23 protein-coding genes are annotated in these 24783 nt (G+C 72.2%); 9 read left to right on the forward strand and 14 right to left on the reverse strand.

Translation table 11 applies throughout. From position 1 onward, the window contains the following. Positions 1-13: 13 nt before the first annotated feature. Together ACYVOM_RS03375 and ACYVOM_RS03380 are read right to left on the reverse strand one after the other, a co-directional pair. Complete coding sequence (locus tag ACYVOM_RS03375; protein WP_460301703.1) at positions 14-286, reverse strand: DUF202 domain-containing protein; 273 nt, start codon at positions 284-286, stop codon at positions 14-16. Positions 287-289: 3 nt separating this feature from the next. After that, a complete protein-coding gene (locus ACYVOM_RS03380; RefSeq protein ID WP_460301704.1) occupies positions 290-655 on the reverse strand; it encodes a YidH family protein in 366 nt (121 codons plus the stop codon). Between the two features lie 689 nt (positions 656-1344). Here ACYVOM_RS03380 and ACYVOM_RS03385 point away from each other — a divergent pair. Beyond that, positions 1345-3282 (forward strand): hypothetical protein, encoded by a 1938-nt coding sequence (locus ACYVOM_RS03385; RefSeq protein ID WP_460301705.1) that lies wholly within the window; start codon positions 1345-1347, stop codon positions 3280-3282. A gap of 87 nt (positions 3283-3369) precedes the next feature. Further along, positions 3370-6306, forward strand: coding sequence for a hypothetical protein (locus ACYVOM_RS03390; protein ID WP_460301706.1), 2937 nt, complete (start codon positions 3370-3372; stop codon positions 6304-6306). Positions 6307-6330: 24 nt separating this feature from the next. Here the strand turns inward: ACYVOM_RS03390 and ACYVOM_RS03395 are convergent, their stop codons facing one another. Further along, positions 6331-7092: an SGNH/GDSL hydrolase family protein gene (locus ACYVOM_RS03395; RefSeq protein WP_460301707.1), complete on the reverse strand. Its 762-nt coding sequence runs from the start codon at positions 7090-7092 to the stop codon at positions 6331-6333. A gap of 167 nt (positions 7093-7259) precedes the next feature. On the opposite strand from ACYVOM_RS03395, the gene ACYVOM_RS03400 reads away from it, so the two are divergent. After that, positions 7260-8333 (forward strand): NAD(P)H-dependent amine dehydrogenase family protein, encoded by a 1074-nt coding sequence (locus tag ACYVOM_RS03400; protein ID WP_460301708.1) that lies wholly within the window; start codon positions 7260-7262, stop codon positions 8331-8333. Further along, a complete protein-coding gene (locus tag ACYVOM_RS03405; RefSeq protein ID WP_460301709.1) occupies positions 8330-8812 on the forward strand; it encodes a carboxymuconolactone decarboxylase family protein in 483 nt (160 codons plus the stop codon). The genes ACYVOM_RS03400 and ACYVOM_RS03405 overlap by 4 nt, the downstream gene beginning before the upstream one ends. 166 nt (positions 8813-8978) lie before the next feature. Here ACYVOM_RS03405 and ACYVOM_RS03410 read toward each other — a convergent pair whose 3' ends face one another. The 6 genes from ACYVOM_RS03410 to ACYVOM_RS03435 all read right to left on the reverse strand — a co-directional run bounded on the left by ACYVOM_RS03410 (position 8979) and on the right by ACYVOM_RS03435 (position 16219). Further along, complete coding sequence (locus ACYVOM_RS03410) at positions 8979-9728, reverse strand: phage holin family protein (protein ID WP_460301710.1); 750 nt, start codon at positions 9726-9728, stop codon at positions 8979-8981. A gap of 177 nt (positions 9729-9905) precedes the next feature. Then, complete coding sequence (locus ACYVOM_RS03415) at positions 9906-11468, reverse strand: GMC oxidoreductase (RefSeq protein ID WP_460301711.1); 1563 nt, start codon at positions 11466-11468, stop codon at positions 9906-9908. Between the two features lie 235 nt (positions 11469-11703). Continuing rightward, complete coding sequence (locus tag ACYVOM_RS03420) at positions 11704-12204, reverse strand: Hsp20/alpha crystallin family protein (protein ID WP_460301712.1); 501 nt, start codon at positions 12202-12204, stop codon at positions 11704-11706. Between the two features lie 110 nt (positions 12205-12314). Further along, entirely contained in the window at positions 12315-13598 is a 1284-nt protein-coding gene (locus ACYVOM_RS03425) for an FG-GAP repeat domain-containing protein (RefSeq protein ID WP_460301713.1), read from the reverse strand. A gap of 210 nt (positions 13599-13808) precedes the next feature. Next, complete coding sequence (locus ACYVOM_RS03430) at positions 13809-14663, reverse strand: hypothetical protein (RefSeq protein WP_460301714.1); 855 nt, start codon at positions 14661-14663, stop codon at positions 13809-13811. Positions 14664-14728: 65 nt separating this feature from the next. Continuing rightward, the gene (locus ACYVOM_RS03435) at positions 14729-16219 is read right to left on the reverse strand and encodes a carotenoid oxygenase family protein (protein ID WP_460301715.1); all 1491 of its coding nucleotides are present in this window, start codon (positions 16217-16219) and stop codon (positions 14729-14731) included. Between the two features lie 55 nt (positions 16220-16274). Here ACYVOM_RS03435 and ACYVOM_RS03440 point away from each other — a divergent pair, with 55 nt between their 5' ends. Continuing rightward, positions 16275-16880 carry a TetR/AcrR family transcriptional regulator gene (locus ACYVOM_RS03440; RefSeq protein WP_460301716.1) on the forward strand — a complete coding sequence of 202 codons (606 nt, stop codon included), beginning with the start codon at positions 16275-16277 and terminating at the stop codon, positions 16878-16880. 163 nt (positions 16881-17043) lie between these two features. Here the strand turns inward: ACYVOM_RS03440 and ACYVOM_RS03445 are convergent, their stop codons facing one another. Both ACYVOM_RS03445 and ACYVOM_RS03450 read right to left on the reverse strand, forming a co-directional pair. Beyond that, the gene (locus tag ACYVOM_RS03445) at positions 17044-17469 is read right to left on the reverse strand and encodes a hypothetical protein (RefSeq protein ID WP_460301717.1); all 426 of its coding nucleotides are present in this window, start codon (positions 17467-17469) and stop codon (positions 17044-17046) included. A gap of 69 nt (positions 17470-17538) precedes the next feature. Next, positions 17539-18120: a DUF4291 domain-containing protein gene (locus tag ACYVOM_RS03450; RefSeq protein ID WP_460301718.1), complete on the reverse strand. Its 582-nt coding sequence runs from the start codon at positions 18118-18120 to the stop codon at positions 17539-17541. A 155-nt stretch (positions 18121-18275) separates the two neighbouring features. Here ACYVOM_RS03450 and ACYVOM_RS03455 point away from each other — a divergent pair, with 155 nt between their 5' ends. Beyond that, positions 18276-19187: a D-alanyl-D-alanine carboxypeptidase family protein gene (locus ACYVOM_RS03455; protein WP_460301719.1), complete on the forward strand. Its 912-nt coding sequence runs from the start codon at positions 18276-18278 to the stop codon at positions 19185-19187. Positions 19188-19239: 52 nt separating this feature from the next. Here ACYVOM_RS03455 and ACYVOM_RS03460 read toward each other — a convergent pair whose 3' ends face one another. After that, the gene (locus ACYVOM_RS03460) at positions 19240-19974 is read right to left on the reverse strand and encodes an ABC transporter permease (RefSeq protein WP_460301720.1); all 735 of its coding nucleotides are present in this window, start codon (positions 19972-19974) and stop codon (positions 19240-19242) included. Beyond that, positions 19971-20876, reverse strand: a complete 906-nt coding sequence (locus ACYVOM_RS03465; RefSeq protein WP_460301721.1) for an ABC transporter ATP-binding protein — start codon at positions 20874-20876, stop codon at positions 19971-19973. Before ACYVOM_RS03465 ends, ACYVOM_RS03460 begins: the two co-directional genes overlap by 4 nt. Positions 20877-20987: 111 nt before the next feature. On the opposite strand from ACYVOM_RS03465, the gene ACYVOM_RS03470 reads away from it, so the two are divergent. From ACYVOM_RS03470 to ACYVOM_RS03480, 3 genes are all read left to right on the forward strand, one after another. Then, the gene (locus tag ACYVOM_RS03470; protein ID WP_460301722.1) at positions 20988-22415 is read left to right on the forward strand and encodes a sensor histidine kinase; all 1428 of its coding nucleotides are present in this window, start codon (positions 20988-20990) and stop codon (positions 22413-22415) included. Further along, the gene (locus tag ACYVOM_RS03475) at positions 22415-23062 is read left to right on the forward strand and encodes a response regulator transcription factor (protein ID WP_460301723.1); all 648 of its coding nucleotides are present in this window, start codon (positions 22415-22417) and stop codon (positions 23060-23062) included. Before ACYVOM_RS03470 ends, ACYVOM_RS03475 begins: the two co-directional genes overlap by 1 nt. 254 nt (positions 23063-23316) lie before the next feature. Continuing rightward, positions 23317-23706, forward strand: a complete 390-nt coding sequence (locus ACYVOM_RS03480; RefSeq protein WP_460301724.1) for a hypothetical protein — start codon at positions 23317-23319, stop codon at positions 23704-23706. 84 nt (positions 23707-23790) lie between these two features. On the opposite strand, the gene ACYVOM_RS03485 is transcribed toward ACYVOM_RS03480, so the two are convergent. Continuing rightward, positions 23791-24681 carry an SEC-C metal-binding domain-containing protein gene (locus ACYVOM_RS03485; RefSeq protein ID WP_460301725.1) on the reverse strand — a complete coding sequence of 297 codons (891 nt, stop codon included), beginning with the start codon at positions 24679-24681 and terminating at the stop codon, positions 23791-23793. Positions 24682-24783 lie beyond the last annotated feature (102 nt).

The following is a 24783-nucleotide window of genomic DNA, read 5'->3' on the forward strand; positions in this document are numbered from 1 at the left end:
GCGCCAGGGCCCTTCACAGAACGATCACCAGCGCGGCGACCGCCACGACCACTCCGGCCAGGGTGATCATGCGCGCGCGGCGCGGGTCGCCGGGCCTGCGCTCCGGCCCGCGCACCGTCCGGCTGACCCACCAGACGCCCACCGACATGAGCAGGATCAGCAGGCCCGGCAGCGGCGCCGCGCGCATGCTCGCCGCGCCGAGGGCCGCCAGGGAGATCGCGCTGCGCAGCCACGCCAGCTCCGTCCGCTCCCCGGCGAGCCCGGGATCGCGTCCTTCGGGGTCCACGGCTCAGAACTCGAGGATGACGGACGCGGCGACGAGCGCGGCCGCGAGGAAGGCCACCGCGGTGATGGTCCCGGCGAGCAGCTTGGGCAGCGCGGACGGCGGCAAGGGCTCGCCGCGCCTCAGCGCGCGCTGGTTGCGGCCCCACTCCAGATATCCCGCGACGGAGATGGCTCCGCCGAGCGCGATCAGCGGAAGGGCCAGCAGGTGGCGCCCCCAGGGCACCCCCGGGAAGGGCGGCAGGAGCTGGGCGATCGCCAGCCCCGCGACGACCAGCGCCAGTCCGGTCCGGCTCCATGCCAGGAACGTCCGCTCGTTGGCGAACGTGAACCGCACGTCCGGCTCCTCGCCGTGCCTCTCGATATCGCCCATCGCGCTTTCCCGGCCCCTTTCCAGCCCCCTCCATTCGACCACGCCCGCCCCCGGCCCGAACGACCGCCCCCGGACACGGCACCCGGACAGCGGTTACCTACCAATTCGGGAGATTCGGTCAACCAGGTAGCCATAGCGGACGACGAACATCCAGGTCAGCACACCCAGGGCTGGTGACGGTATATTCCCTAGCGCATCGCTCGAATTAACCAAGAATCACTTCGAAAAGCCACGAACAACCAGAAAGAGCAAACGAAAGACTGGCTTTATCACGACACTCCGGACAGCCGGGAAAGGACCACAAGCCGAGCCTCCTCCTCCGAAGCCCGAAGCACCCGGGCGGGCTCGTCGCGGTGCCTGACAAGAAGGGCGGCCGCCTCCCAGCGGTGCCGGCTACCCGGCGGCATCCAGAGGCCGCGGACGAAGGCGACGGGGACGGCTCGTGGCGTTGATCTCTTCGATCCTGTACAGGACCAGAGATTCCGACATATCTCTTAATTCGGTAATACACCAGGGGACACCCCCGCTCAATGCCGCGGCCTCCCGGTAGATCACACAAACATGCCATTTCGCCCATGTCTTACCAGGTCATGGCATGCGGCGACATATAGGCGTCGAGCCTTCGCGATCAGCGATCCCAGTTCAGGGAAATTGCGTGACGTTCGCGGGGCCGTCGGTAACTTCGAGGCATGCGTACTTGCTTCGGCACCGAAGAGGAAGAGGAGTACCGGGCCGTCCGCGAGCTGATCGTCCGACGGTGCCGGACCTGGGCCGAGGAGCGGGGCGTCCGCCTCGTGCCCGACGCCGTCGACGCCGCGCTCCAGTTCCGGCACGAGTGCCCCGACGGCAGGCTGGGCTTCTGGCGGCCCGCCGAGGTCCGGCGGTTCCTCCTGGAATGGGTGCCGGAGCGCGTCGCGGCCGAACCCGAGGACCTCGCCTGCGTGCCCGAGGCGCTGCGGACCCTGCTGCGCTACCTCGACGCCGCGGGCCTGCGCGATCCCCGCGCGGGCGGCCTCGCGGAGGCCGAGGACGCCGCGGTCCGCGCCGTCCCCGAGTTCACCGCGGCGGTCCGCGACCAGGAGCGCTACAGCGTCACCAAGTACTGGAAGCTCACCGCGGCGAGGAACGGCATCCCCCTCATCGACGGCCTCGCCCTGGAACGATTGAAATCCGGTGTCTCGTCCGGCCGGATCCCGCATGACCGGGATCTGCTGATCCGGCTCGCCGAACGCGCGCCGACGCCCCTGCGGCGGGCGGCGGCCCCTCCGCCGTGCGTCCCGCCGTCCGCCGAAGAGCTGCGCGAGGCCGCCGAGCGCTCCCCGGTCGTGCGGCGGCTGTCGGCGCTCGCGGCCTGGGTGGGCGCCGAGGGGCGCCCGCTGACCGCGCGCGGCGAGGTGCCCCCGGTAGAGGCCCGAGCCCTGGTGCGGCTGCTGGAGAACGGCAACGGGAACGGCGACATGGGCGACCTGCCGCTGCTCATCGCCTGGGCGCGCAAGGCACGGATCATCCGGGTGCACGCGGGGCGGCTCTCCAACGTCGCCAGGGCTTCTTCCGTGCTCGCCGACCCGCTCTCCTTGTGGCGGCGCGCCTTCGCCGCCGTCCCTCACCTCGGGGATCGGTTCTGCGCCTCCGGCTCCCTCCTTCGCGCGGACTTCGCCGCCGCGGTCCCGGCACTCCTTGCCGCGCTGTACGGGCTGCCCGGCACGGTGCCCGGCCGAGAACTCCAGGACAAGATGTGGAACTACTGCACCAAGCCCTTCGACCTCGCCAAGGTCGACGGAGACCAGCGCCTCCTCTGGCGCGCCGCCATGGACCAGGACCTCTCGCTCACCCTCCAGGCGCTGGGCGACCTCGGAGCCTTGGAACTGCGCGGACCGCTCCTTCCCGAGCAGGGCAGGGGCCGCAGGGGAACCGAGCGGGACTCCGCCCATCCACCCGCCGTGTCGCTCACCCCGCTCGCCGCGGCGGAGGTGCGCGCGACGCTGCTCGCCGAAGGCCGCGAGTGCGGGCTCCTCGGGGAACTGCGCGCCGCGCGGCCCGCGGAACTGCTCGGGACCGTCGCCGAGCACTATCCGGCCGACGCGGCGCGCATCGAGATCCGCGGGTGGCTGGCCGCGCACGACGACGACGTGCCCGCCCTCGTCGAGGCAGCACGGTCGAGCCCCTTCCGCTCACGCATGCTCCTCCTGCTGGACACGCTCATCGACGCGCTCGCCGACGGCCCCTCTCTGCTGCTCTCCTTGCGCGAAGATCCCTGGCTCGCCCCGTCCGTCCTCACCTCCCTGGTGCGCCGCAGACTCGTCGATCCCGACACGCTGACGCCCGCGGAGCATGTGCTCACCCTCACCGACCAGTTCCTGCGGCTGCTGGAGACGGCCGGGGCCGACACCGTCCGGGAACTGCTGAGACGCGACCTCCCGCCGCAGCATCTGGGGCTGCTCACCATCGACCTGCTCGACTCCCGGCATCCCGACTCCGCGGGCCTCGCCGACCTCTGCGCCCTCGTCCTCGCCCCTTTGAGGGACGGCCGCCGCGGCCGCGGAGCGCTCTCCGGCCCCACCGCCGCCCACCTGCCGGAACCCGCCTCCGACCCCCTGCTCGGGCCCGCGGACGACGGCGCGCCTTGACCGGGCGTGCGCTCCGGTTGAACGCTTCGCCCGATCCGGATAGTTTCGCGGTGGCCCGGGGGCCTGCCTGGGCGGCGAAGGGCCCCCTTGCGGGAGAAACCCGCGCCGAACCGGCCCGTGATGGCCGCCGCGCCGCCCGGAGCGCACGCCGCCGGGGTCCCACACCTCCGGGAGCACATCCTGTCCGTCCGCCATCCTCTCCTCGACGTCGCCGCGCTGTGCGGGCTCGACGCGGCGACCACCGCCGTCCTGGAGACCCTTCTCGCGGAGGTCCCGCCGCCCGCGGAGCAGACCGTGCAGCTCGCGTTCGACGACCCGGCGATCCTGCGCGCGGAGCTGGTCCGGGGGCTGGGCGACCTCGCCGCCGCGCTCGCCCGCGCGGGCGACCGGCCGCGGGAGATCACCGCCCGGCGCGTCCTGGCGGGCCTCCTGCCGCCCGGACCGCCGCTGGCCAAGGTCCTGCGCGACCTCGCCGCCGCCCACGCCGCCTCGGGCGATCTGGAGGAGGCGGTGGCGGTGCGCGGGAGGGCGTTCCGGCTGCTGGAGTCGCTCACCGCGGCGGACGAGCGGCGGTGGGCCGAGGTTCTCGCCGACGCCGAGGCCTACACGGAGCTGCTCACCGAGGCGGGCCGCCCGACCGACGCCGCCGTGGTGAGCCGCCGGGTCGTCCGCGGCCTCGCCCTGGCCCTGGCCGACGGCCGCGAAGGGCTCCGGCTCGAATACGCGCGAAGCCTTCGGCTGTGGGGCGACAGCCTCGCCGGAGACGACGAGTACACCGAGGCGACCGAAGCGGTAAGGCAGAGCGCGGAGCAGTTCCGGCTGCTGGGCGACCGCTACTCCGCGGCGCTCTCCCTCACCCGGGCGAGCTCGCTCCAGGCGCTCGTCGACGATCTGGAAGGGGCGCTGGAGACCTCGCGCGAGGCGCTCGCCGAGATCCAGGCGCTGGTCCGGGAGGACGTCGACGGCGATTGGAGGATGGCGCGCTGCTCGGCGGTCCAGACGGTGGCCGCGCGCCTGGCCTCCCTCGACCGCCCGGACGAGGCGCTGGAGGCGCTGCTGTCCGTGCGGGAGGGCTTCTCCGCGCTGTACGCCGAGGATCCGGGCATCCGGCACTGGTACGCCGACTACCTGGAGGACCTGTCCACGGCCTGCGCGGCGCTGGGCGCGGAGGCCGAGTCGCTCATGGCCGCCGAAGACCTCGTGGGCGTCTACCGGGACGAAAGCCTGGAGTCCCCTTCGAAGCCCGACATCCAGCTCGCCTTCGCCCTCCTCCGGCTGGTCGGCCTGCGCAGGGACGCGGGCGACATAGGGCAGGCCGTCCAGGCCGTGCGGGAGGCCGCCGACCTGTTCCGGGACCTGGGTGACGACGCCCGGTACGTCCACTGCCTGTGCCTGCTGAGCGACCACCTCGCCGTGCTCGACGAGCCGGACGACGGCTTCGAGGCGGCGGAGCAGGCCGTCGAAGCCGCCCGGCGGGAGGGCGGACGGCCGCTCGGCGAAGCCCTCGTCACGGTCGGCAACCGGCTGGAGGACCGCGGCAGGGACGAGGAGGCGTTCGCCGCCGCGGACGAGGCCGCCGAGGTGATCACCGAGCTGGGCGGGCACTCCGACCTCCTCGCCCCGGCCCTCTACCACCGGGGGACGCGCGCCCAGCAGCTCGGCATGCACGACATAGCCCTGCAGTCCTCCCTTGAGGCCACGGCCCTGTACCAGGAGCTGTACGAGGAGGACCTCGCCTACGGTCTCCCGCTGGCCGACGCCCTCTGCCTGGTCGGACGGGTCCGCGAGGCCGAGCACGGGTTCGAGCACGCCGTCACGGCGCTGGACCGGGCCGTCAGCCTTCTGGAACGCATCAACCGCCCCGGCTTCCCCCGCGCGGCGACCTCCCTGGCCGTCGCGCTCCACGACGCGAGCCGCTACCACGAGCGGCTCGGCGGGCTGGAGCGGGCGCTCGGGCTCATGCGGCGCGCCATCGCCCTCTACGGCGAGCTCTCCCGCGACGAGCCCGAGCGGTTCCGGCCCCTGCTCGCGGGCGCCTGGCGGTCGCTCGGCATCTACCTGGCCGCGCTCGGGCAGACCGAGGAGGCCTTCACCGCCGCGGTGTTCGACGTGGACCTGCACCGGGAGGTCGGCGACCTGCCGAACGTCGCCCAGGGGCTGCGCGCCCTCGGCCTGCACCATGAGGCGCTCGGCAGGCCCGCGGAGGCCGTCAAGGCGACCCGGGAGTCTTTGGACGTCTACGAGGAACTGCACCTGCTGCGCGGAGGCAAGTACTTCGCCGCGCAGACGGCCGTGGTGTCGAGCCGCCTCGCCGCGCTCGTCGGCGACGCCGAGGAGGCCATCATGCTGCGCGAGCGGGCGGTGTCCCTGTTCGACGAGGCGGGGGAGCCCGCGGAGGCGGGCGCCGAGCTGATGCGGCTGCTGCGCGAGCGGAGCCTGGCCCGGCTGGACGTCGAGCCGACGATCGCGGCGCTCCGCGCGCACGAGAGCGCGGTAGGGACGGTGCGCCATCTCAACACGGTCGCCGACGAGCTCCTCGACGACGGCCTCCTGGAGGCCGCCGACCTCCTGCACACCCGGGCGTGGGCGCTGTGGGAGATCCATCTCCTTGAGTCGCCCGACGCGCCGCGCGGCCCCGCCGTCGCGCTGCTGGAGACCGACGCGGCGCTGCGCGCGCGCCTCGGGCTGCCCGACGCCGCCGCGACGGCCCAGGCCGAGGCCCTGGAGCTGCTGGAGCCGCTGCTCGACCCGGACGCGCCCGAGCACCGGGGCGCGCTCGCGCGGGCCCTCGGCAAGCTCGCGGGCTACCTGTCCGACGCCGACCGCCCAGGCGAGGCGCTGCCGCACCAGGCCCGCGCGGCAGGCCTGCACGAGGACATCGCCACCCGATCCCCCGCCCACCGCGGCACCTTGGCCGCCGCCCTGGACATGCTCGCCGACCTCCAGTCCCGCACCGGAGCCCCCGAGGCGGCCCGCACCCGCGCCCGCGCCGCCGCCCTGACCGCCGCCCTCCCCGAGGACTGACGCCCCCGGGAAGGGCGCGGGGCGTCAGCCGTCGAGGGCCGCGGTCACGACGGGGAGGTAGCCCTGGGCGTGGCCGGTCGCGGTCGGGTGGATGTTGCCTGAGTCGATCCACGCGCCGGTCGTGCAGATCTCATGCCCGGCGAAGCCCGGGCGGGCGTCGGCGAAGGCGAAGCCCGCGGCGGCGGCGCGGCCGGCGAGGACCGCGGTGAGCCCGTCGGCGGCGGTGTTGATCAGGTCGCGCTTGGTCGCGCTGAGCCCGCCGAGGCACAGGCCGCCCTGCTTGTACAGGCGCGGGTACCCCACCACGACGACCTCGGCCCGCGGCGCGCGGGCGCGGATCTGCGCGTAGAGCGAGTCGAGCCGCCCCGGAAGTTCGTTCTGGACGAACTCGGTGCCCTCCTCCAGCGCGCTTCGGCACGCCGTGGTGGTGCCGTACTGGCACGACAGCATCGTGGAGGCGAAACCTGAGTCGTTGCCTCCGATGCTGATGGTGACGTGCGTGGTGGCGGAGCCCAAGGCCGAGAGCTGGTTCGCGAAGACGTCGGGGATGGTGGCACCGCCGCAGGCGACGAACTTGAAGGCGGTGCCGGGGTGGGCGGCGGCGTACCTGGCCGGGTAGGCGTTGGCGCTGCGGGTGCACAGCAGGTCGGTGTAGGACCCCGCCCCGGTGCCGGACGAGTAGGAGTCGCCGAGGGCGACGTACTCGGGGGCGGCGGCTTGTGCGGGGGCGAGTCCGGCGGCGAGCGCGAAAGCGGCGGTGCCGAGCAGCAGGCGCAGGAGGCGCATGGTCTCTCCTCGAAAAGGGTGGGGTGGAAAAGGGTGGGGTGGTTTCGCTCCCCGCAAGGATGAGTCCGGCCTTCGCCGTCGGCATCGGGGAAATCACCGGCCGAAGAAGGGGGCCTACGGCTTTTGTGACTCTGTTCACACAACCAAACGCTTGCTAGGCTGCGCCTATGATCTCCACGATTGTCTGGGGCACCGGCAATGTCGGCCGGGCCGCGATCAGGGCCGTCGCGGCCCATCCGGAACTCGAACTGGCCGCCGTCGTCGTCAACAACGCGGAGAAGGTCGGGCGCGACGCGGGCGAGCTCGGCGGGCTCGACCACGCGCTCGGCGTCGCCGCCACGAACGACGTGGAGGCCGTCCTCGCCGCGCGGCCCGGCGCCGTCGTCTACGCCGCCTCCGGCGACATCCGCCCCGACGACGCCCTCGCCGACATCACGCGGGCGATCGCGGCGGGCGCGGTGGTGGTCACCCCGTCCCTCTACGCGCTGTACGACCAGCGCAACGCCCCCGCCGAGATGCGCGACCCGGTCCTCGCCGCGATCGCCGAAGGCGGAGGCTCCCTGTTCGTCTCCGGCGTCGACCCGGGCTGGGGCAACGACGTCCTGCCGATCCTCATGAGCGGGCTCGGCGCGCACGTCGACGTCGTCCGGTGCCAGGAGATCTTCGACTACACCACCTACGACCAGGAGGACTCCGTCCGGTACCTGGTCGGCATGGGCCAGCCCATGGACTACGAGCCGCCCATGCTCGCGCCGACCGTCCCCAGCATGGTGTGGGGCGGGCAGGTCCGGCTCATCGCGCGGGCCCTCGGCGTGGAGCTCGAGGAGGTGCGCGAGACCCTCGACCGCCGCGCGCTGGACGAGACGGTCACCACCAAGCTCATGGGCGACTTCGAGGCGGGCACGCAGGGCGCCGTCCGCTTCGAGGTGCAGGGCATCGTCGACGGCGCGCCGCGGATCGTCATCGAGCACGTCACCCGCATCCACGCCGCGTGCGCGCCCGACTGGCCGACGCCCCCGACGGGCGACGGCGCCCACCGCGTCATCATCGAGGGCCGCCCGCACATCGAGGTCAGCGTCGAGGCCGTCGACGAGGACGGCAACCGCTCCGCGGGCGGCAACGCCACGGCCGTCGGCCGCCTGGTCAACGCGATCGGCTGGCTCGTCGAGAACGAGCCGGGACTCTACGACGCCCTGGACGTCCCGCTACTTCCGGGCAGGCTCGCGAGGAGGACTCCGTGAACATCGACATCCCCCAGGGCAAGGACCCCATCCTGTACGTGTGGGGCGAGCTGGTGCCGGGCATCGGGCCCGCCGCGTCGGCCTTCTCCCTGTCGGTCTACGAGCACACGACGCTGGGCCTGCGCGAGTTCGAGGCGGCCCGGCTGCGCGTCGCGCAGATCAACGGCTGCGTGTTCTGCCTGGACTGGCGCACCGAGCGGGACGGCGAGAAGGTCGAGGACTCCTTCCTCGACGACGTCGCGAACTGGCGGACGGCCGACGGCTTCGACGACCGCACCAGGCTCGCCGCCGAGTACGCCGAGCGGTACTGCACCGACCACCACGGCCTCGACGAGGAGTTCTGGGGCCGCATGTCGGCGCACTACTCCCAGACCGAGGTGGTCGAGCTGAGCATGAGCATCGGCTCGTGGCTGGCGTTCGGCCGCCTCAACCACGTCCTCGGCCTCGACGCGATGTGCATGCTGCCCCGCCCGTCCTGAAAAAATGATCCGGGCTCTGCCCCCGGGCCCGGATCACGCAAGCTTGAGAACCCGGCTTCAACGTGATCCGGACCGGCCATGAATGGCCGGTCCGGAACCCCCATCCCCGGGGCTTTGGCACCGCCAAGCCGACCGGGATTCCCCGGCGGGCTCGGCGGAAGTCGGGTCAGTGGCGGGCGTACTGGCGGACCGGGATGTCCTCGCGGGTCGGCGGGGCCGGCGGCGGGGCGGTCTGCTTGGCGGGCGCCAGGGTGCGCGGCCTGCCGCTCGCGCGGCCGAGCGCCGCGGCGGCGGCGACGAGCACCGCGCCGACGCCCAGGGCGGCCGCCCAGAGCGGGATGAGGAGCGCGAGCCCGGCGATGAGGGCCACCACGAGGGCTGCCGCACCGAGCGCACCCGCGATGGCGGAGGCGGTCAGCGTGCCCCGCTGTTCGATCTTCGCGGCCTTGCGCGCGTTGGCCTCGGCCACCGCGTTCGCCTCGGTGGCGGCGCTGCGGACCTCGGCGCGGACCATGCGCGCCATCTCCTCGGTCGCCTGCTGGAAGAGGTGGCCGACACTGCTCTGGAGCGAGTCGCCCGCGTGCTCGATCCGGGCGGCGGCCTCGCGGCGCTCACGCTCGGCGTCGGGCCGGGTGCCGGTGCGCTGCTCGGACGAGGACCGGCCGAACTGCTCCTGGACGGGCCGCTCGTACTGTTCCGCGGCGGGGCGCCCGTACTGGTCGTGAGCCTGCTCGGAAGAGGTTCGGCCGTACTGGTCGTAAGCGGGCCGCTCGTGGTGCTCGGGGGCGGGCTGCGCGGCGCCCGGGATCACCCGCTCGGTGCGGGGCTCCTCGACGGGCTGCCCGGCGACCCTGCGGTCTCCGACGGGCTCGGCGGCGACGGGTTCGGGGGGCGTCTCGGAACGGGGACTCGGCACGGGCTGACGCCCGCTGGGATCGGCCTCTTTCATCGTTCCTTTCCCTTCGCGTCGGAAGAAGTTCATGGAACAAGGCTTTCCCGGTAACGGTTTGATAAAACACCTGCCTGGTCAGGGCGGGGAAACCGGCCGCACGCGCCCGCGGCCGGCCCTTCGATCAGGCCTTCTCGCAGCGGGCTACAGGTCGTTGGCGATGATGTTCTCGATGTTGCGCTCGGCGAGCGCGGTGATGGTGACGAACGGGTTCACGCTGGTGTTGCCGGGGATCAGCGAGCCGTCGATGGCATAGAGGCCGCTGTAGCCGGCCAGGCGGCCGTAGTTGTCCGTCGCCTTGTTCAGCACGACGCCGCCCAGGGGGTGGTAGGTGAGGCCGTCCTGCCACTGCTTGGTCCCGCCGAAGAGGTCGGTCCGGTAGATCGTCCCCTCCTTCGAGTTGATCTTGTCGAAGATGGTCTTGGCCTGGTTGATCGACGTCTGCTTCCAGGACTTCTGCCAGCTGAGGTCGACCGCGCCCGTCGCGGAGTTGTAGGAGAACTCCGCGCGGTTGGGCGTGTTGGTGATCGACAGGTAGAGCGAGGCGTAGGTCTCGATGCCCGTCGGCAGCGGCGCGACCTCGGCGAAGGCGCCGCCCGCGGCCCAGTTGTCGATGCCGGTCGTCGGGATGGACGACTGGACCGAGCCGGTCGGGTCCCACATGTGGTTGGCGCGGCCGCACATGACGTTGCCGTTGTCGCCCCAGCCCTTGCCGATCTCGCCGTTCAGGTTGGGCAGCGCGCCGGTCGCCTTGAGCTTCGTCAGCAGCTTGCTGGTGCCGACGCTGCCCGCGGCGAAGAAGACGCGGTCCGCGCTCACCGTCTTGTTGGCCACGACGTCGCCCGCGGTGTTCAGCTGCTCGATCGAGACCGTGTAGCCGCCCGCCGCGCGCGGCGTCACCGAGGCGACCCTGTGCAGCGGCGAGATGGCCACGCGGTTGGTCGCCAGAGCCGCCGGGATGTACGTCTTCTGGAGGCTCTTCTTGCCGGCGTTGTTGCCGTAGATGACCTCGGCGTCGAGCGCCGACTTCGGCACGGTGCCGGCCTGCTCGGCCTTCATGTAGTCGAAGTCGTAGACGTTCGAGACGAAGACGTGCTCGAAGCCGGACCGCTGGGCGTGCTTGCGGCCGACGCGGGCGTACTTGTAGCAGTCGGCGGTCTCCCACCAGGACTGGTCGATGTCCGTGACGCCCAGCCCCGCACGGGCGCGCGGGTAGTAGATGTTGTACATCTCGTCGGCGTTGACAGTGGGCAGGACCCCGGCGAAGCGGGCCCGCGGCGGGGTGACCGCCATGCCGCCGTTGACGAGCGACCCACCGCCGACGCCGCGGCCCTGGTAGACCGTGATGCCGCTGAAGTCCTCGGCGTCGAGGATGCCGGTGTACTTCGGGACGTCCTTGTCGATCGGGAAGCCCAGGAAGCTGGACACCGGCTGCTTGGTCTTGGTGCGCAGCCAGAAGGACCGGACGTCCGGGCTCTTGGTGTTGGCGAAGATCTTGCCGTCCGACCCGGGGGTGTCCCAGGCCTGGCCCATCTCGATGATGTGGACGTCGATGCCCGCCTGCGCGAGGCGCAGCGCGGCGACGGAGCCGCCGTAGCCGCTGCCGACGATCAGGGCGGGCACGTGCGAGCCCGACGCGATCGGCGCGGGCGGCGGCGCGGCGGCGGCCGGAACCGCCCTTCCGAGCACCGCGGCGGCACCCAACATAGAACCAGTTCCAGCGAGGAAACCACGCCGCGAAACCTGCAGTCTTCGCGCTGTGTACACGCCCTTATCACTCATGTGATACACCTCACTCCTTTCGAGATAGAACACGTTCTACCTCTTGGAGTGAGCCACGTCACTACCTTCACGACGGCACGATGTGGCCACGATCACATCTGGACTTCACACGAATAAGGCGGGGCGCCCACTGGGGCGCCCCGCCTTCGGATCACTTCGGTCAGGACTCCTTGGTGGCCTCGACCTCGGCTTCGGCCTCCACGGAAGCGGCGGCCTCGACGGGCTCGGCCTTGCCCACGGTGATCGCGACCCGGCCGGGCTTCGTCTCGGCGAAGGCGTCGGCCACCCGCACCCGCAGCACCCCCGCGTCGTAGACCGCGCTCACCGCGTCGGCCGTGACGTGCTCGGGAAGCACGAACTCGCGGCGGAAGGAGCCGTAGCGGATCTCGCGCCGGCCGCGCTCGCCGGTGCGCTCGTCGCGGCGCTCGCCACGCACGATCAGCCTGCCGCGCTCCACCTCGACGGCGACGTCCTTCTCCGCGTCCAGACCGGGCACCTCGACGGCCACGACCGCGTCCCGGCCGTCCCGGGTCACCTCGGCACTGGGCACGAACGCCCGCCGCTGGGCCGCGGGCTCCACGTACGCGGGGCCGAAGGCCTGCCGGACGAGGGCGTCGAACTCGGCGAAGGGGTCGCGGCGCCACAGGGAAACAGTGCTCATGATCTTCTCTCCTCCAGATGCCGTCTCACTGCCGTTGAGCTGTATGACTCAGTAAACCTGAGCGAGGTCGACTCAATTCCGGGCGACAATGAGACGTGCATCACAGAGAGTCAGGGACTGAGCAGGGTGAAGCTCTCAACGTCGCCCGTGGCCTTGCGGATCACGCGCTCGGCGGCCGTCCCTGCCGTGTGGAGGTACAGATAGGTGCCGCCGTAGCCGTCCGTGGAGGTGAACAGGACGTCCGCCCTGGAGTCCGCGGCGACGTTCGCGAGCGCGAGGTGCGCCCCGTAGCCGAACGCCTCGGACTCGCCGCCGTAGTCGCCGGCGCGCGGGCCGACGCCTTGCGCGGTGCCCCGGTAGAAGGCGACGTAAGAGTGGAACGACCACATCGAGGCGAGCAGATCGCCGCGGCCGTCGCCGGTGAAGTCGCCGATGGCGAAGACGCCCGAGGCCGGGGAGTCCTGGCCCGTCACGGTCACCCGCGGGGCCGCGAAGCCCTTGCCGGTGCTCAACTGGGTGGCGAACCCCTGCTCGGGGTCCGATCCGGCGTCCTCGGTCCGGACGAGGTCGGCGCGGCTGTCGCCGTCGAGGTCGCCCAAGGCGAACCGGAGCGCGCGCCGGGTCGGCACGGACCAGCGGACCGCCTTGGCCGTGCGCAGTCCTTGGGCCGAGCCCGGCAGCAGCGCGAACGGCTGGTCGTAGACGGGCGAGGGCACGGTGGCCGAGCCGTCGGGGGTCTGCTGGGAGGCGACGAGGTCCGTGCGGCCGTCGCCGGTCACGTCTGCGGAGGCCAGGAACGTCCCGAACCTCTTGAGCCCGTTGGTGAGGCGCACCGCGCCCTTCGTGCCGAACCCCTTCCTGCCGCCCTTGAGGACGAGGACGCCCGACGCGCCCCGGTCGCTGCGCACGGCGAGGTCGGCATAGCCGTCGCCGTTGTAGTCGCCGGAGGTCATGACGGTGCCGAACCTCACGGTGTCCGGCGCGCCTTGCGCACTGCCCGGACCGTCCGGCTTGGCCGGGAACCCTGGAGAGATCTCCTTGGCCCGCTTGCCTGTGAGGCCCTTCTTCGAGCCGTACAGGACGATGACCTTGCCTTCCGAGCCGACCGCGAGGTCGGCGTACCCGTCGCGGTCGAAGTCCCCGCTGACGAGTTCCGCGCCGAACCGCTCCTTCGTGCGGGAGCGGCCGGGCACCCCCGCCGTGTCCCGTGTGATGGTCCGCCACTTCTTGCCGAGGGTGCGCCCGCCGTTCAGGACGAGCACTCCCCCTGCCTTCTTGCGGCCCTTCACCGCGAGCCCGGGGTGGCCCGCGACGATGTCGACCCTTCCGTCTCCGTTGAAGTCACCGGCCTTGGCGGGCTTCCTTGCCGCCTCCGCCGCCGACGCTCCTTGCACGACTGTTCCTACGGCCATCCCAGCGGCCACGAACAGTGCCAGCGATCTGCGCACACCGTCCTCCTCGACGCCGTGCGGCCCCGTGGTCGGAACCGCTCCGGGCCTCTGAGGACGCCCCCGCGCGCATCCGGGTTCGCCCGGGAACGCGAAGTTCATCCCCTGTCGTCCGGATGTTCACGTCGCGTCAGAGGGCCCCTCCGCTCGCCTCGGTCAGATGCCGACGCCGAGCCCTGGAATCCACAGGTCCCCGATGTCCCCGGCGGTCGCGTCATGCGCCCGGACGCTCGCGGGGCCGTGGACGCCGCGGCCCCGCAGCTCGGCGATGACGACGCGGGCGATCTCCGCGGGCGCGCCGGGGTCGGCTTCGGGGAGGTCGATCCGCCACCGGTTCCACCGGTCGGTGGTCCGCCACCCGCGGGCGCGCATGACGTCCTCGCCCTCCGGGCCGCGGTCCTCGACGATGGCGCACAGTTCCTCGCCCTTGTCGCGGGGATCGTGGTTGAGCAGGATGTTCCTGCCGCCTCCACGCAGCTTGAAGGCGGCGTAGCCGTCGCCCGCCTGCACCGGCATGTGCTCCACGAACGACTCCAGCACCCGGGTCAGGGCGTCGCCGAACTCGTCCCAGTTCACTTCGGTCTCGGTGCGGCCGTGGTACCGCCTGTACGCGGTCACCCCGGGGCCGCCGCGGTCGAGCCGCCACAGGTAGGGCGGCTCGTGCGGCGGGAACGCCGCATAGGTGTTCAGCAGTTCCTCGCGTTCCTTCTCGATGAACTGCCCGGTGTCCACGCAGACGAGCGTCGCGGCCGTGCGGTCCCCCGCGAGCAGCAGGGTGTCGGTGCGGCGGGCCCACCGGACGCTCGGCCCGCCCGCGGTCGCGCAGAGCAGGGTCGGCTCGCCGATCCGCGCGACGATCGCGTCGTAGACCGGCCGCAGCGCCTCCCGCCGCTCCACGGTGCCGGCGCCTGCCGGGTACTCCACGATCGTTCGCGGGAGGTAGTAGGACTCTTCGAGCATCTGCTCGGCGAGGTCCGCCGCGCGCTCCTCGGCGCTCAAGGGATCGACCATGCGCACGATCTTGGCGGCATATACCGACAGAATCCAAGCGATCAGGAAATCTCGGGCTAGCGCGGTCAGAGGCGGGCGACACGCGGGGTGAAGGCGCCGTGGAAGTTGAAGGGGAGGTGGAAGGGGAGCCAGGCCTCGGCGAGGGGGCCGTCGGGGAGGTGGGCGGCGTCGAAGACCATGAGTCGGCTGCGGTGCGACGGGGCGTGGTAGCCGACGGAGAGGATCCAGCCGTCGTCCTCGGCCGCGCCGGGCTCGCGCGGGACGAAGACCGGCTCGACGAGGACGTCGTCGGGGGTGGCGTAGGCGTCGGTCGCGCCCGTGCGGTGGTCGAAGCGGGCGATGCCGAAGCCGGGGCCGAGCGGGGCGGTGACGCCGTCGGTGCGGGCCAGGGCGTAGCTGTAGCGGTGCTCGGCCGCCGACAGCCGCAGGTCGAACTGGGGCGCCTCCACCGCGGCCCCGCTGAGGAACTCGGTCTCGACCGCGCCCGAAGGCCGGATCCGGTACCGGGTCAGCCTGCCGACGGCCGCTTCGGCCCTGCGGACGTCGGCGAAGAACGCCTTCGCGTTCTCGAAGGTCTCCGGCGCGTACCGGACGAGGTCGATGACGACGTCGGTCCCTTCGTCGTAGGCGTTGACGAAGTGGAAGAAGAAGAACGGGTCGGTCTCCACGGTGCGTACCGGGCCTCCGTCACGCGGCACGAGGAGGAAGACCGCGGCCTGCCGGGGAGCGAAGTTCAGCGACTCCATCATCGGCGCGGTGCCCGTGACGATCGGCACCGGGTCGAAGCGCATCGGCGTCGCGGCGAAGACGTGGTGGCTCCGCGTCAGCGCCATGTCGTGCATGAGCGGGAAGCCGGCGAGCGGCACCGCGCGCAGGTAGCGGGTGACGCCCGCCTTGTCGGTCTCGTACAGCCGCAACCGCATGCGCGGGCGCGCCTCGGCGAGGGTCTCGCGCAGCCTGCTCCGGCGTTCCTCGGCATCGACTCCGGCGTGCACCCAGCGCGGGTCCACGCGCGGCAGGTAGGGGTCGAAGCCGAAGTTCACCACCGCGCCGGTCTCCGGGTCGTGCCGGTAGTGCGCGGAGTAGGCGCCGAGCAGCCCTTTGAGGACTCCGCCGAGGTCGGTCGTGCCCCGCGTCTCCAGGGTGTCGGCGTCGAGTTCGTGCGGGCGGCCCGCCTCCCAGAGGGCGAGGACGCGGTCGTCGCGCACCAGGACGCTGGTGTTCGCGGTGTTGGCCGGCGGGCGCAGCATGTTCGCGGCGATCCCGCCCGGACGCTGCCGGCCGAGGCCGCGGGTGGTCAGGCGGCCCGCGCGGACCGACGCGGTGTACTGCCGCGTCCGCACGAAGCGGTTGCGGAAGCGGACGCCGCGTCCGTCGAGCGCGAACGCGCCGATCATGCCGTCGGTGTCGAAGAGGCAGTCGACGGCGGTCGGGCCGACGTCCCAGCGGCCGGAGCCGTTGCGGTAGAGGGTGCCGGTGAGGCCTTCCGGCAGCCGTCCGGTGATCTCGTCGAGGGCGAGGTCGAACTCGCCGGGCACTGCATCCCAGATGCGCATAAAAGACAAGCTGTACTTTTTGGGCGGGCGCGTCAAGGGCCCCTACGATGGCCTCGTGGCGGATCGGCGCGGACGCGGCAGGCCCGCGGGCCCCGGGGTCGACCCGGCGAGGCGCCGCGCGGACCTCCTCGACGCCGCCGAACGCGCCCTGCGCGCGCACGGCCCCGCCGCGTCCCTGAGCGACATGGCCCGCGCGTCCGGCTACGCGCGCTCCGCCGTCTACGCCGCCTTCCCCGACCGGCCCTCGCTCCTCGCGGCCCTCGGCGACCGCCACGCCGACCGCCTGCTCGCCGCGATGCTCACCGCGGCCGTCGCCCCCGGGCCGGCCGAAGACCGCTTCCGCGCGATGCTGGACGCCCTGTTCGCCTGGGCCGAAGCGGAACCCGCCCTGTACCGCGCGCTCTCGCACCCTCCCGACGGGCCCGGCGCGCTCCTCGTCCGCCTCGCCGAGGCCATCGAGGCGATGCTCGCCGACACCGGCACCGCGCCGGAGCTCGCCGCGCCCAGCGCCCAGGCCATGCTCGGCTCCGCCACCGCGGCCATCGACTGGTGGCTGGCCTCCGGCGCCACCCTCCCCCGCGCCGCCCTCGTCGACCAGATCGCCGCCCTGGCCTGGCACGGCGGCGCCGCCCTCCTGGGCTCCTGGTTCGCCGGACCCTGACGCCCCCACACGCCTCCCGTCGCACACGCCGTGGCGTCCTCCTGCTGATGGGCGAGGGCGGCATCGTCGGCGCCCTGTTCACGCCTGCCATCGGGGTGTTCCCGCGCGGTTCGATGGCGCGCGCCGTCCACCGCACCAGCCGGGACCGCAAGAAGGGGGCCGGTCAGCCGGAGCTCAGCGAGATGACGGCTTTGTCGCCGTCGCGGGCGAGGATGCGGAGCTTGAGCATGCGCGCCGGGGACGTGCCGAGCCAGGAGGCGTTCGCGCCGAGGCCGCTGACGCGCATCTTGCCGGTGCCGCCCGTCAGGTAGGTGTAGCGCCAGGTCGAGTCGGACGGGTCGAAGGAGAAGGTCGCGAAGCCGAAGCGCTCGTGCAGCGGGATCTCCGTCCTTCCGTCCACGAGGATCTCGCAGTTCCCGTCGAAGCACGCGTCGGCGTCGCGGCCGTTCGCCGCGCGTGGGAAGCCGTCGCGCCCGGTGCCGCCCGCCGTCGCGTTCTCCACGCCCTCGCACGCGGCGCACGACGCCGCCACCCCGACGAGCGCGGAGACCGCCGCCGCGGCCCCGCCCAGATTCCGAAGCCAGCTCATGACGGAGAGTTTCGCATCCATCACCCTCCGCCGCAGCGGCTTGCGAGGTGGCCGCGGCGTGCCGCCCGCTCAGCCGAGCCGGAGGTGCGGCGCCTCGAACGGGTAGGGCCGCGCCGGCGGCAGGAGCGCCTGGGCCTCCCGGTGCCGCCCGTCCACGACGAGCCGGTGGACGCGCCGCGTCAGCGGGGCCAGGTCGACGATCTCGCGGACCCACGCGTCGGCGTACTCGCCGATCGCCTGCCGGCTCACTCCCACCTGGATGCTGCGCGCCTCCAGCTTGCCGCCCCGAAGGCTCCGCTCCGGATCCCACTGCACGCGCACGTCCGCGTCGCGCAGCGCCCTGCGCCACTCCTCGGAGTCGCCGTGCACCTGCTTCGCCGGGCTCGTCAGCACGGCCCGCCGCAGCGCCGACTCCCAGCCCTCCCGGGTGATCCGCACGCCGAGGATCCGCTCCTGCCCCGGTTTGCGGCCCCACCCGCTGCGGGCCATGAGCCACAGGAAGGACGGCTTGATCCACGTCATGCGGGTGCGCGAGAACGGCGGGACGAACGCGCCCGCCCGCAGCGCCGCGTCGGCGATCGGCGCGCCGTAGGCCTGGTAGACGACGATGGTCTCCTTGTCGTAGTCCGCACGGATCTCATAGGTCTGCATCGACCCAAGGTGGCCGGGCGGGGCCGGTTCCGCCAACAGGTTTTCGGACGGCCCCCGCGGACTGTCTTTCTGAAGACATGTCGGGGTACTGCGGAATTCTCATGATCGCGATAGCCTCGTCCGCGCTCGCGAGATTTCCGACGAAGGGACAGCCCATGTTCAAGAAGCTGACCGCGACGGCGCTCGCCGCCTCCATGGTCACCCTGGCACCGGTCGGCGCGGCCGAGGCGAAGAAGCCGAAGGCCCCCGCGGGCGTCGGCGCGACGTCGGCGATCCTCTTCGACTCCACCACCGGCAAGGTGCTGTGGAAGCGCAACCCGGACAAGCGGATGCCCGTCGGAAGCATGAACAAGGTCGCGCTCGCGATGGTCGTGCTGAACCGCGGCAACCTGACCCGGAAGATCACCATCAGGCAGAAGTACAAGGACTACGTCGACGGCTGGGGCGCGAGCAACAGCCACCTCGTCCCCGGCGACGTCCTCACCGCGCGCCAGCTCCTCGAGGCGATGCTCGTGGAGTCCGGCAGCGACGCCGCCTACGCGCTCGCCGAGTCCTACGGCGGCACCGGCGGCTTCATCGGCGCCCAGGACAAGATGAACGCGCTCGCCAAGAGGCTCGGCATGAAGCGCACCCACTACGCCTCGTTCGACGGCCAGCCCGCCCAGGGCGACCTGACGACCGCCGCCGACCAGCTCAAGCTGGCCAGGTACGCGATGAAGAACAAGACGTTCGCGACGATCGTGCGGATCGTCAAGAAGGACATCACCTCGGTCAACGGCCGCAAGTACCCGCTGCGCACCCAGAACCTGCTCCTCAAGGGCAGCGGCACCAACGAGGACAACACCGGCTACCCGGGCCTGTTCGGCATCAAGACCGGCTCCACCGGCACCGCCGGCGCCTGCTACATGTTCATCGCCCGCCGCAAGAAGCACACCGTCTACGGCATCGTCCTGAAGAGCTCCTCCACCACCGCCCGCTTCACCGACGCGGCCAAGATGCTCGACTGGGCCTACGGCACCACCACCACCGTCACCCTCACCCCGGCCCCGCCCCGCACCGCCCCCTGACCCCGTCCGGACCCGCCCGGCCCCGACGGCGGGCGGGTTCCGGCACCGGCGGTCACTCCCAGCGGAACAGGCGGACCGCCAGGGCCGAGAACAGCAGCAGGCCGGCGGAGATGACGGCCAGGTGCGCCGGCTCGGGCCAGCCGCCGGCCCAGGTGTCGCGCAGCGCGTTGATGAACGGGCCGACGACGGAGTAGTCGCTCACCGTCCTGAGGGCGTCGGGCATGATCTCGCGCGGCACCCACATGCCGGCGAGGAACAGCAGCGGGAACATCACGCCCGAGCCGATGCCCGGGGCCGCCTTCGCGTTGGGCGCGACGGCGGCGATGACGAGACCGAGCGCCAGCATCGCGGCGGAGCCGAGCAGGAACACCAGGACGAATCCCACGATGTTGTCCGGAATCCGGGAGCCCAGAACCAGCCACCCGGCGACGATGATCACGACCGCGCCCACGGCCGCGACCGCGAGGTTGAGCAGGAGCTGGGCCCCGAGGAGCCGGCCGGGATGCACGGGCGTGGTGGACATCCGCCGCAGGACGCCCTGCTCCCGGTAGGTCGCGAGGAAGGCCGGCAGGGCGGTGAACGCGGTGGTCAGCAGCGCGAGCAGGATCATCTGCGCGGGCAGCTGCGCGTCGACGAAGCGGTCTCCGCCGAGGTTCGGATCGGCCTTGCGCAGATCCGGGATCTGGCCGATGCCGAGCAGCAGCCCGACGGGCAGCAGCAGGATGAACAGCGTGGAGAGCGGGTCGCGCAGGAACAGCCTGGTCTCGACGAGCAGGATCTTCTTCACTGGTGCTTCCTTCCGGTGAGGGCGACGAACGCGTCGTCGAGGGTCGCCTGCTCCAGGTTCAGGTCGGTGGGGACGACGCCGTGGGCGGCGAGCGCGAGGGTCACGACGGGCACGAGGTCGCCGGTGCCGGTGACGATCAGGTGGTCGCGGTCGCGGACGACGTCGGAGACCTCGTCCAGCGCGGTGAGCAGCGCCAGGTCGAACTCGGCCGAAGGACGGAAGCTCATCCGGATCGACGCGCCGAGGCGCGCGATGAGCCCGTCGGGCGTGTCGACCGCGACGACCTTGCCGGCGTCGATGAGCGCGATCCTGTCGCAGAGGCGCTCGGCCTCCTCCATGAAGTGCGTGACGAGCACGATCGTCACGCCGGAGTCACGGACCTGCTCGACGAGTTCCCAGGTGTCGCGGCGCGACTGCGGGTCGAGGCCGGTGGTCAGCTCGTCGAGGACGGCGACGCGCGGCTTGCCGATCAGGGAGAGCGCGACGGACAGCCGCTGCTTCTGGCCACCCGACAGCGCGGCGAAGTACGTCTTCTCCTTCTCGGCGAGGCCGACCCGCGCCATGAGCTCGCGCCAGTCGGCGGGCTCGGCGTAGAAGGAGGCGTAGAGGTCGAGCGCCTCTCCCACCTTGATCTTGTCCGGCAGCGCCGAGCTCTGCAGCTGCACGCCGAGCACCCGGTGCAGCGCGCTCCGCTCCGTCGCCGGATCGAGCCCCGCGACGCGCACCTTCCCGCGGTCGGGCACCCGCAGCCCCGACACGCACTCGACGGTAGTGGTCTTCCCGGCGCCGTTCGGGCCGAGGATCCCGAAGATCTCGCCCCGCTCCACCGTGAACGACACGTCGTCCACCGCCACATGGTCCGTGTACCTCTTGTGGAGGTTCTCCACCTCGATGACGTTCATGAGGAGAACGCTAGAAAGAGCACCCCTGCCGCCACATCGGCGCTGAATGCCCGACAAGGGTGTATCTAGGTGCCATAGCGGTCCGCACACCTTCGGCCGCAGACTGGCGGAATGGTGCGGAGTTACGGTCATGTCCTGGCGCTGCTGGCGCTCGCCGCGGCCGAACTCGTGGTGCTCGCCACGGCGCTGGTGAGCGTGGTGCTCACGTTCGGGCTCGGCATGGTCTTCGTGTTCCCGCCGCAGGTGCGGCTGATCCGGCGGGTGACGGGCACGACCCGCCGCCTCGTCGCGGCCACGGGCACCGTCATCGAACCGCCCTACCTACCCTCCCCGCCTCCCCCGCAGCCCCAGGCCGACGGCCTCTACCGCTCGCACCGCACCCTCTACAAATCGCCGCGGATCCCCGCGTTCAACGACCGCTGGAAGTGGCTGCTCACCGACCCGGCCACCTGGCGCGACGGGCTCTGGCTGCTCCTGGACCCCCCGACCAAGGTCGCGCTCCTGCCGCTCTTCCTGTTCGCCCCGGCGCGCGGCCTGCGCGTCCACGCGCTGTGGTGCGCGCTGCTGCTCTCCCCGACCCCCTCCAGCCTGATGTCGCGGCGCCTGGAGCGGCTCACCCGCGCCCGGCATCTGGCCGTCGACGGCCAGGCCGCCGAGATGCGGCGCATCGAACGCGACCTCCACGACGGCGCGCAGGCGCGGCTCATCGCGCTCGGCATGACGCTCGGCGTCGCCGAGCAGCTCATGGACACCGATCCCGCCGCGGCCAAGGCGATGATGGCCAAGGCGCGGGACGCGTCGGCGGAGACGCTCACCGAGCTGCGCCGCGTCATCCGCGACATCCACCCGCCGGTCCTCGCCGAACGGGGCCTCGGCGACGCCGTGCGGGTCCTCGCGCTGGACAGCCCGCTGCGCGTCTCGGTCGAGGTCGACCTCCCGCACCGGCCCGAGCCGCCCGTCGAGGCCGCCGCCTACTTCGCGATCAGCGAGCTGCTCGCCAACGCGGCCCGGCACTCCGGGGCCGAGGAGGTGCGCGTCGTCATCTCCGCGCACGGGCAGGACCTGCGCGTCCACGTCGTCGACGACGGCAAGGGCGGCGCGGATCCCTCGAAGGGCACGGGCCTGCACGGGATCGACCGCCGCCTCGCCGCTTTCGACGGCTCCGTGGCCCTCGACAGCCCGCCCGGCGGCCCCACCACCGTCGCCTTCGAACTGCCGAGCGTCCTGCCCCGGCACTGGACGGGCCTGTCGCCCGAGCTGCCGCGCTGGAAGTCCATCCTGGTCCTCGCACTGTGGGGCACCGCCTGGTGCCCGCTCTTCCCGCAGGGCATCGTGGCCGCCGTCTTCAAACTGGTGGGCACCGACCAGCGCTCCTGGTTCCTCGCCCTCTACCTGCCCGAGGCCTGGCAGTGGCCGGCCGTCGTCTTCATGATCGTCCTCGGCACCGCCATGTACGCCCTCGCCGCCGCGCTGCCCGCCGCCGCCAAACGCGGTGCTCCCCTCCTCGACGGGCGACCCGGACCCGTAAGCTCCTGCTGATGCTCCGCGTACTCGTCGCCGAAGACCTCTACCTCCTGCGCGACGGCCTCGTCCGGCTGCTCGAAGCCCACGGCTTCGAGGTGGTCGCCGCCGTCGAGACCGGCCCCGAACTCCTGCGCGGCCTCCTGGAACTGCGCCCCGACGTCTCCATCGTCGACGTCCGCCTCCCCCCGACCAACACCGACGAGGGCCTCCAAGCGGCGCTGGCCGCCCGCAAGGCGGTCCCCGGCCTCCCCATCCTCGTCCTGTCCCAGCACGTCCAGCAGCTCTACGCCCGCGAGCTCCTCGCCGACGCCACCGGCGCCATCGGCTACCTCCTCAAGGACCGCGTCTTCAACGCCACCCAGTTCGTCGACGCCGTCACCCGCGTCGCCGGCGGCGGCACCGCCATGGACCCCGAGGTCATCGCCTCCCTCCTCGCCCCCGCCCCCGCCGACCCCCTCTCGTCCCTCACCCCCCGCGAACACGACGTCCTCGCCCACATGGCCCAGGGCCTGTCGAACGCCGCCATCTCCGCCGCCCTCCACCTCAGCGAGTCCACCATCGCCAAGCACACCGCCGCCATCTTCACCAAGCTCGCCCTCCCGCCTTCCGACGACACCAACCGCCGCGTCCAGGCCGTCCTCACCTACCTCCAGACCCGCTGACGCGCGAACGCACCGATCTCGCGGACATGAGTGCGTCAGATCGGCCGGGAGTGTGCCATCTCGTACAACAGTCCTCCTTCGGCCGACGCGTCGACATCGCCACCACCAGCCGGTGATGCTTGTCACCAGGGCGCGAACGGGCAGGGGTGCGGATGGGGAAGACACCAAGGCAGCGGCGTGAATCGGCCTACCGAACGACTTGGGCCTGCGCCTTCCTCTTCCCGGCGCTCATCCTTCTCTCCGCCTCTTCCACCGTGGCCCTGGCCCTGTGGGCCGTCTTCGCCGCGACGACCTGGCTGGGACTCCTGCACCGCACAGTGTGCGACGTCGAGAACAAGACGAACGGGAGCCCCTGCGGCGACGACGCCTACGGAGTCCTCCGCGCGTGCTGGAGGCGCGAGCACCGCCGCTTGAAGCGCCGCATCATCGCCGGCTGGCTCGGCGTGCGGGGACAGCGTCCTCCGGAGGGCGGCCTGTGGAGCAGATCGGAGCCGCCGTCCCGTCGAAGGCCTCCGGCGAGGATCGACTCCGTCGCCGACGACGAAGGCTCGGTGACCGGAGGTCGCGGCCGCATCGTGTTGTTCGCGACGGTCATCAGCGCGGGGGCGGCGGTCATCGCCTTGGCCGTCGAGGCCGTCGTCTGACCACCGTCACCGCATCGATCTTCCGGCCGGGGCCCGGCCGAGGCACCGCACCGACACGCCGTTCCGTACACCGCCCCTGAGGGCTCAGACCCCGCAGCACTTCTTGTACTTGCGCCCGGAAGCGCACCAGCACGGCTCGTTGCGCCCCGGTGGCCAGGTGAACGTGGACGCCCCGGTCTCCGCGGCCTCGCGGAGCTGGTCCAGGCGGGTCTCCTGATCCGTCGCATCGAGCCCACGCGCCGCGGCGAAGGCGAGCACGTCGTCGACGCGCTGCGGCAGCACCGTCAGCCGCGACACCCCCGCCTCCCGCGAGGACGCCCGCCACCCCAGCTCCACTTCCCGGAAGTAGGTCTCCTGCCGTTCCTTCGCCTTCCCGTGCACCAGCCCCTCAGCGAACGCCCGCGCCACATCGGAGGCGACGAAGAACGACCCCAGCACCCGGGCCGGGCCCGCGGCCGGCTCCGCCCACTCGTCCATCAGTTCCGAGCCGTCCGTCGTCACTCTTCGGTCTGCGGTGTCCGGAGGCAGCCCGAGCGCGGCCCGGACCCGAGCCCTGCCCACGAGGTCGTACCCGGAGTAGAGGTCGACGTCCGCCAACTCCTCCTCGTCCAGGGCCAGAAACTCACGGCACGACAGGTTGAACCAGACCAGCGCCTCCTCCAACCGCCCTTCCGACTCCAGCCACTCCCCCGCGATCGCCGCCGGCCCGGGCAACGCCCCCACCGCCTTGAGCCGCGCCAGCTCCCCCTCGGCCTCCTCGACCCGCCCCACCCGCGCCAGAACCTCGATCCGCCCCACCCGCGCATACTGCGCGTCCTCCTCCTCTCCGGAGGCCACGAGCTCCTCATAAATCTCCAGCGCCTTCCCGGGCTCCCCGGCCTCCGCCCACAGATGCGCCGCCTCGAGAAGAAGCTCCCCCCTCTCCTCAGGCCACTTGACCGCGTCCTCCTCCGCCCTCGCGGCCTCAGCCTTCATCCTCGCCACGTGTGGCCATGCCTCAGTCCCGCATGAGGGATTTCCGCCCTCTGGCTTCCGTCAGGGACGGCCATGACCAACCAGATCAGGCTCCCCGACTCA

Source organism: Actinocorallia aurea (assembly GCF_054783995.1).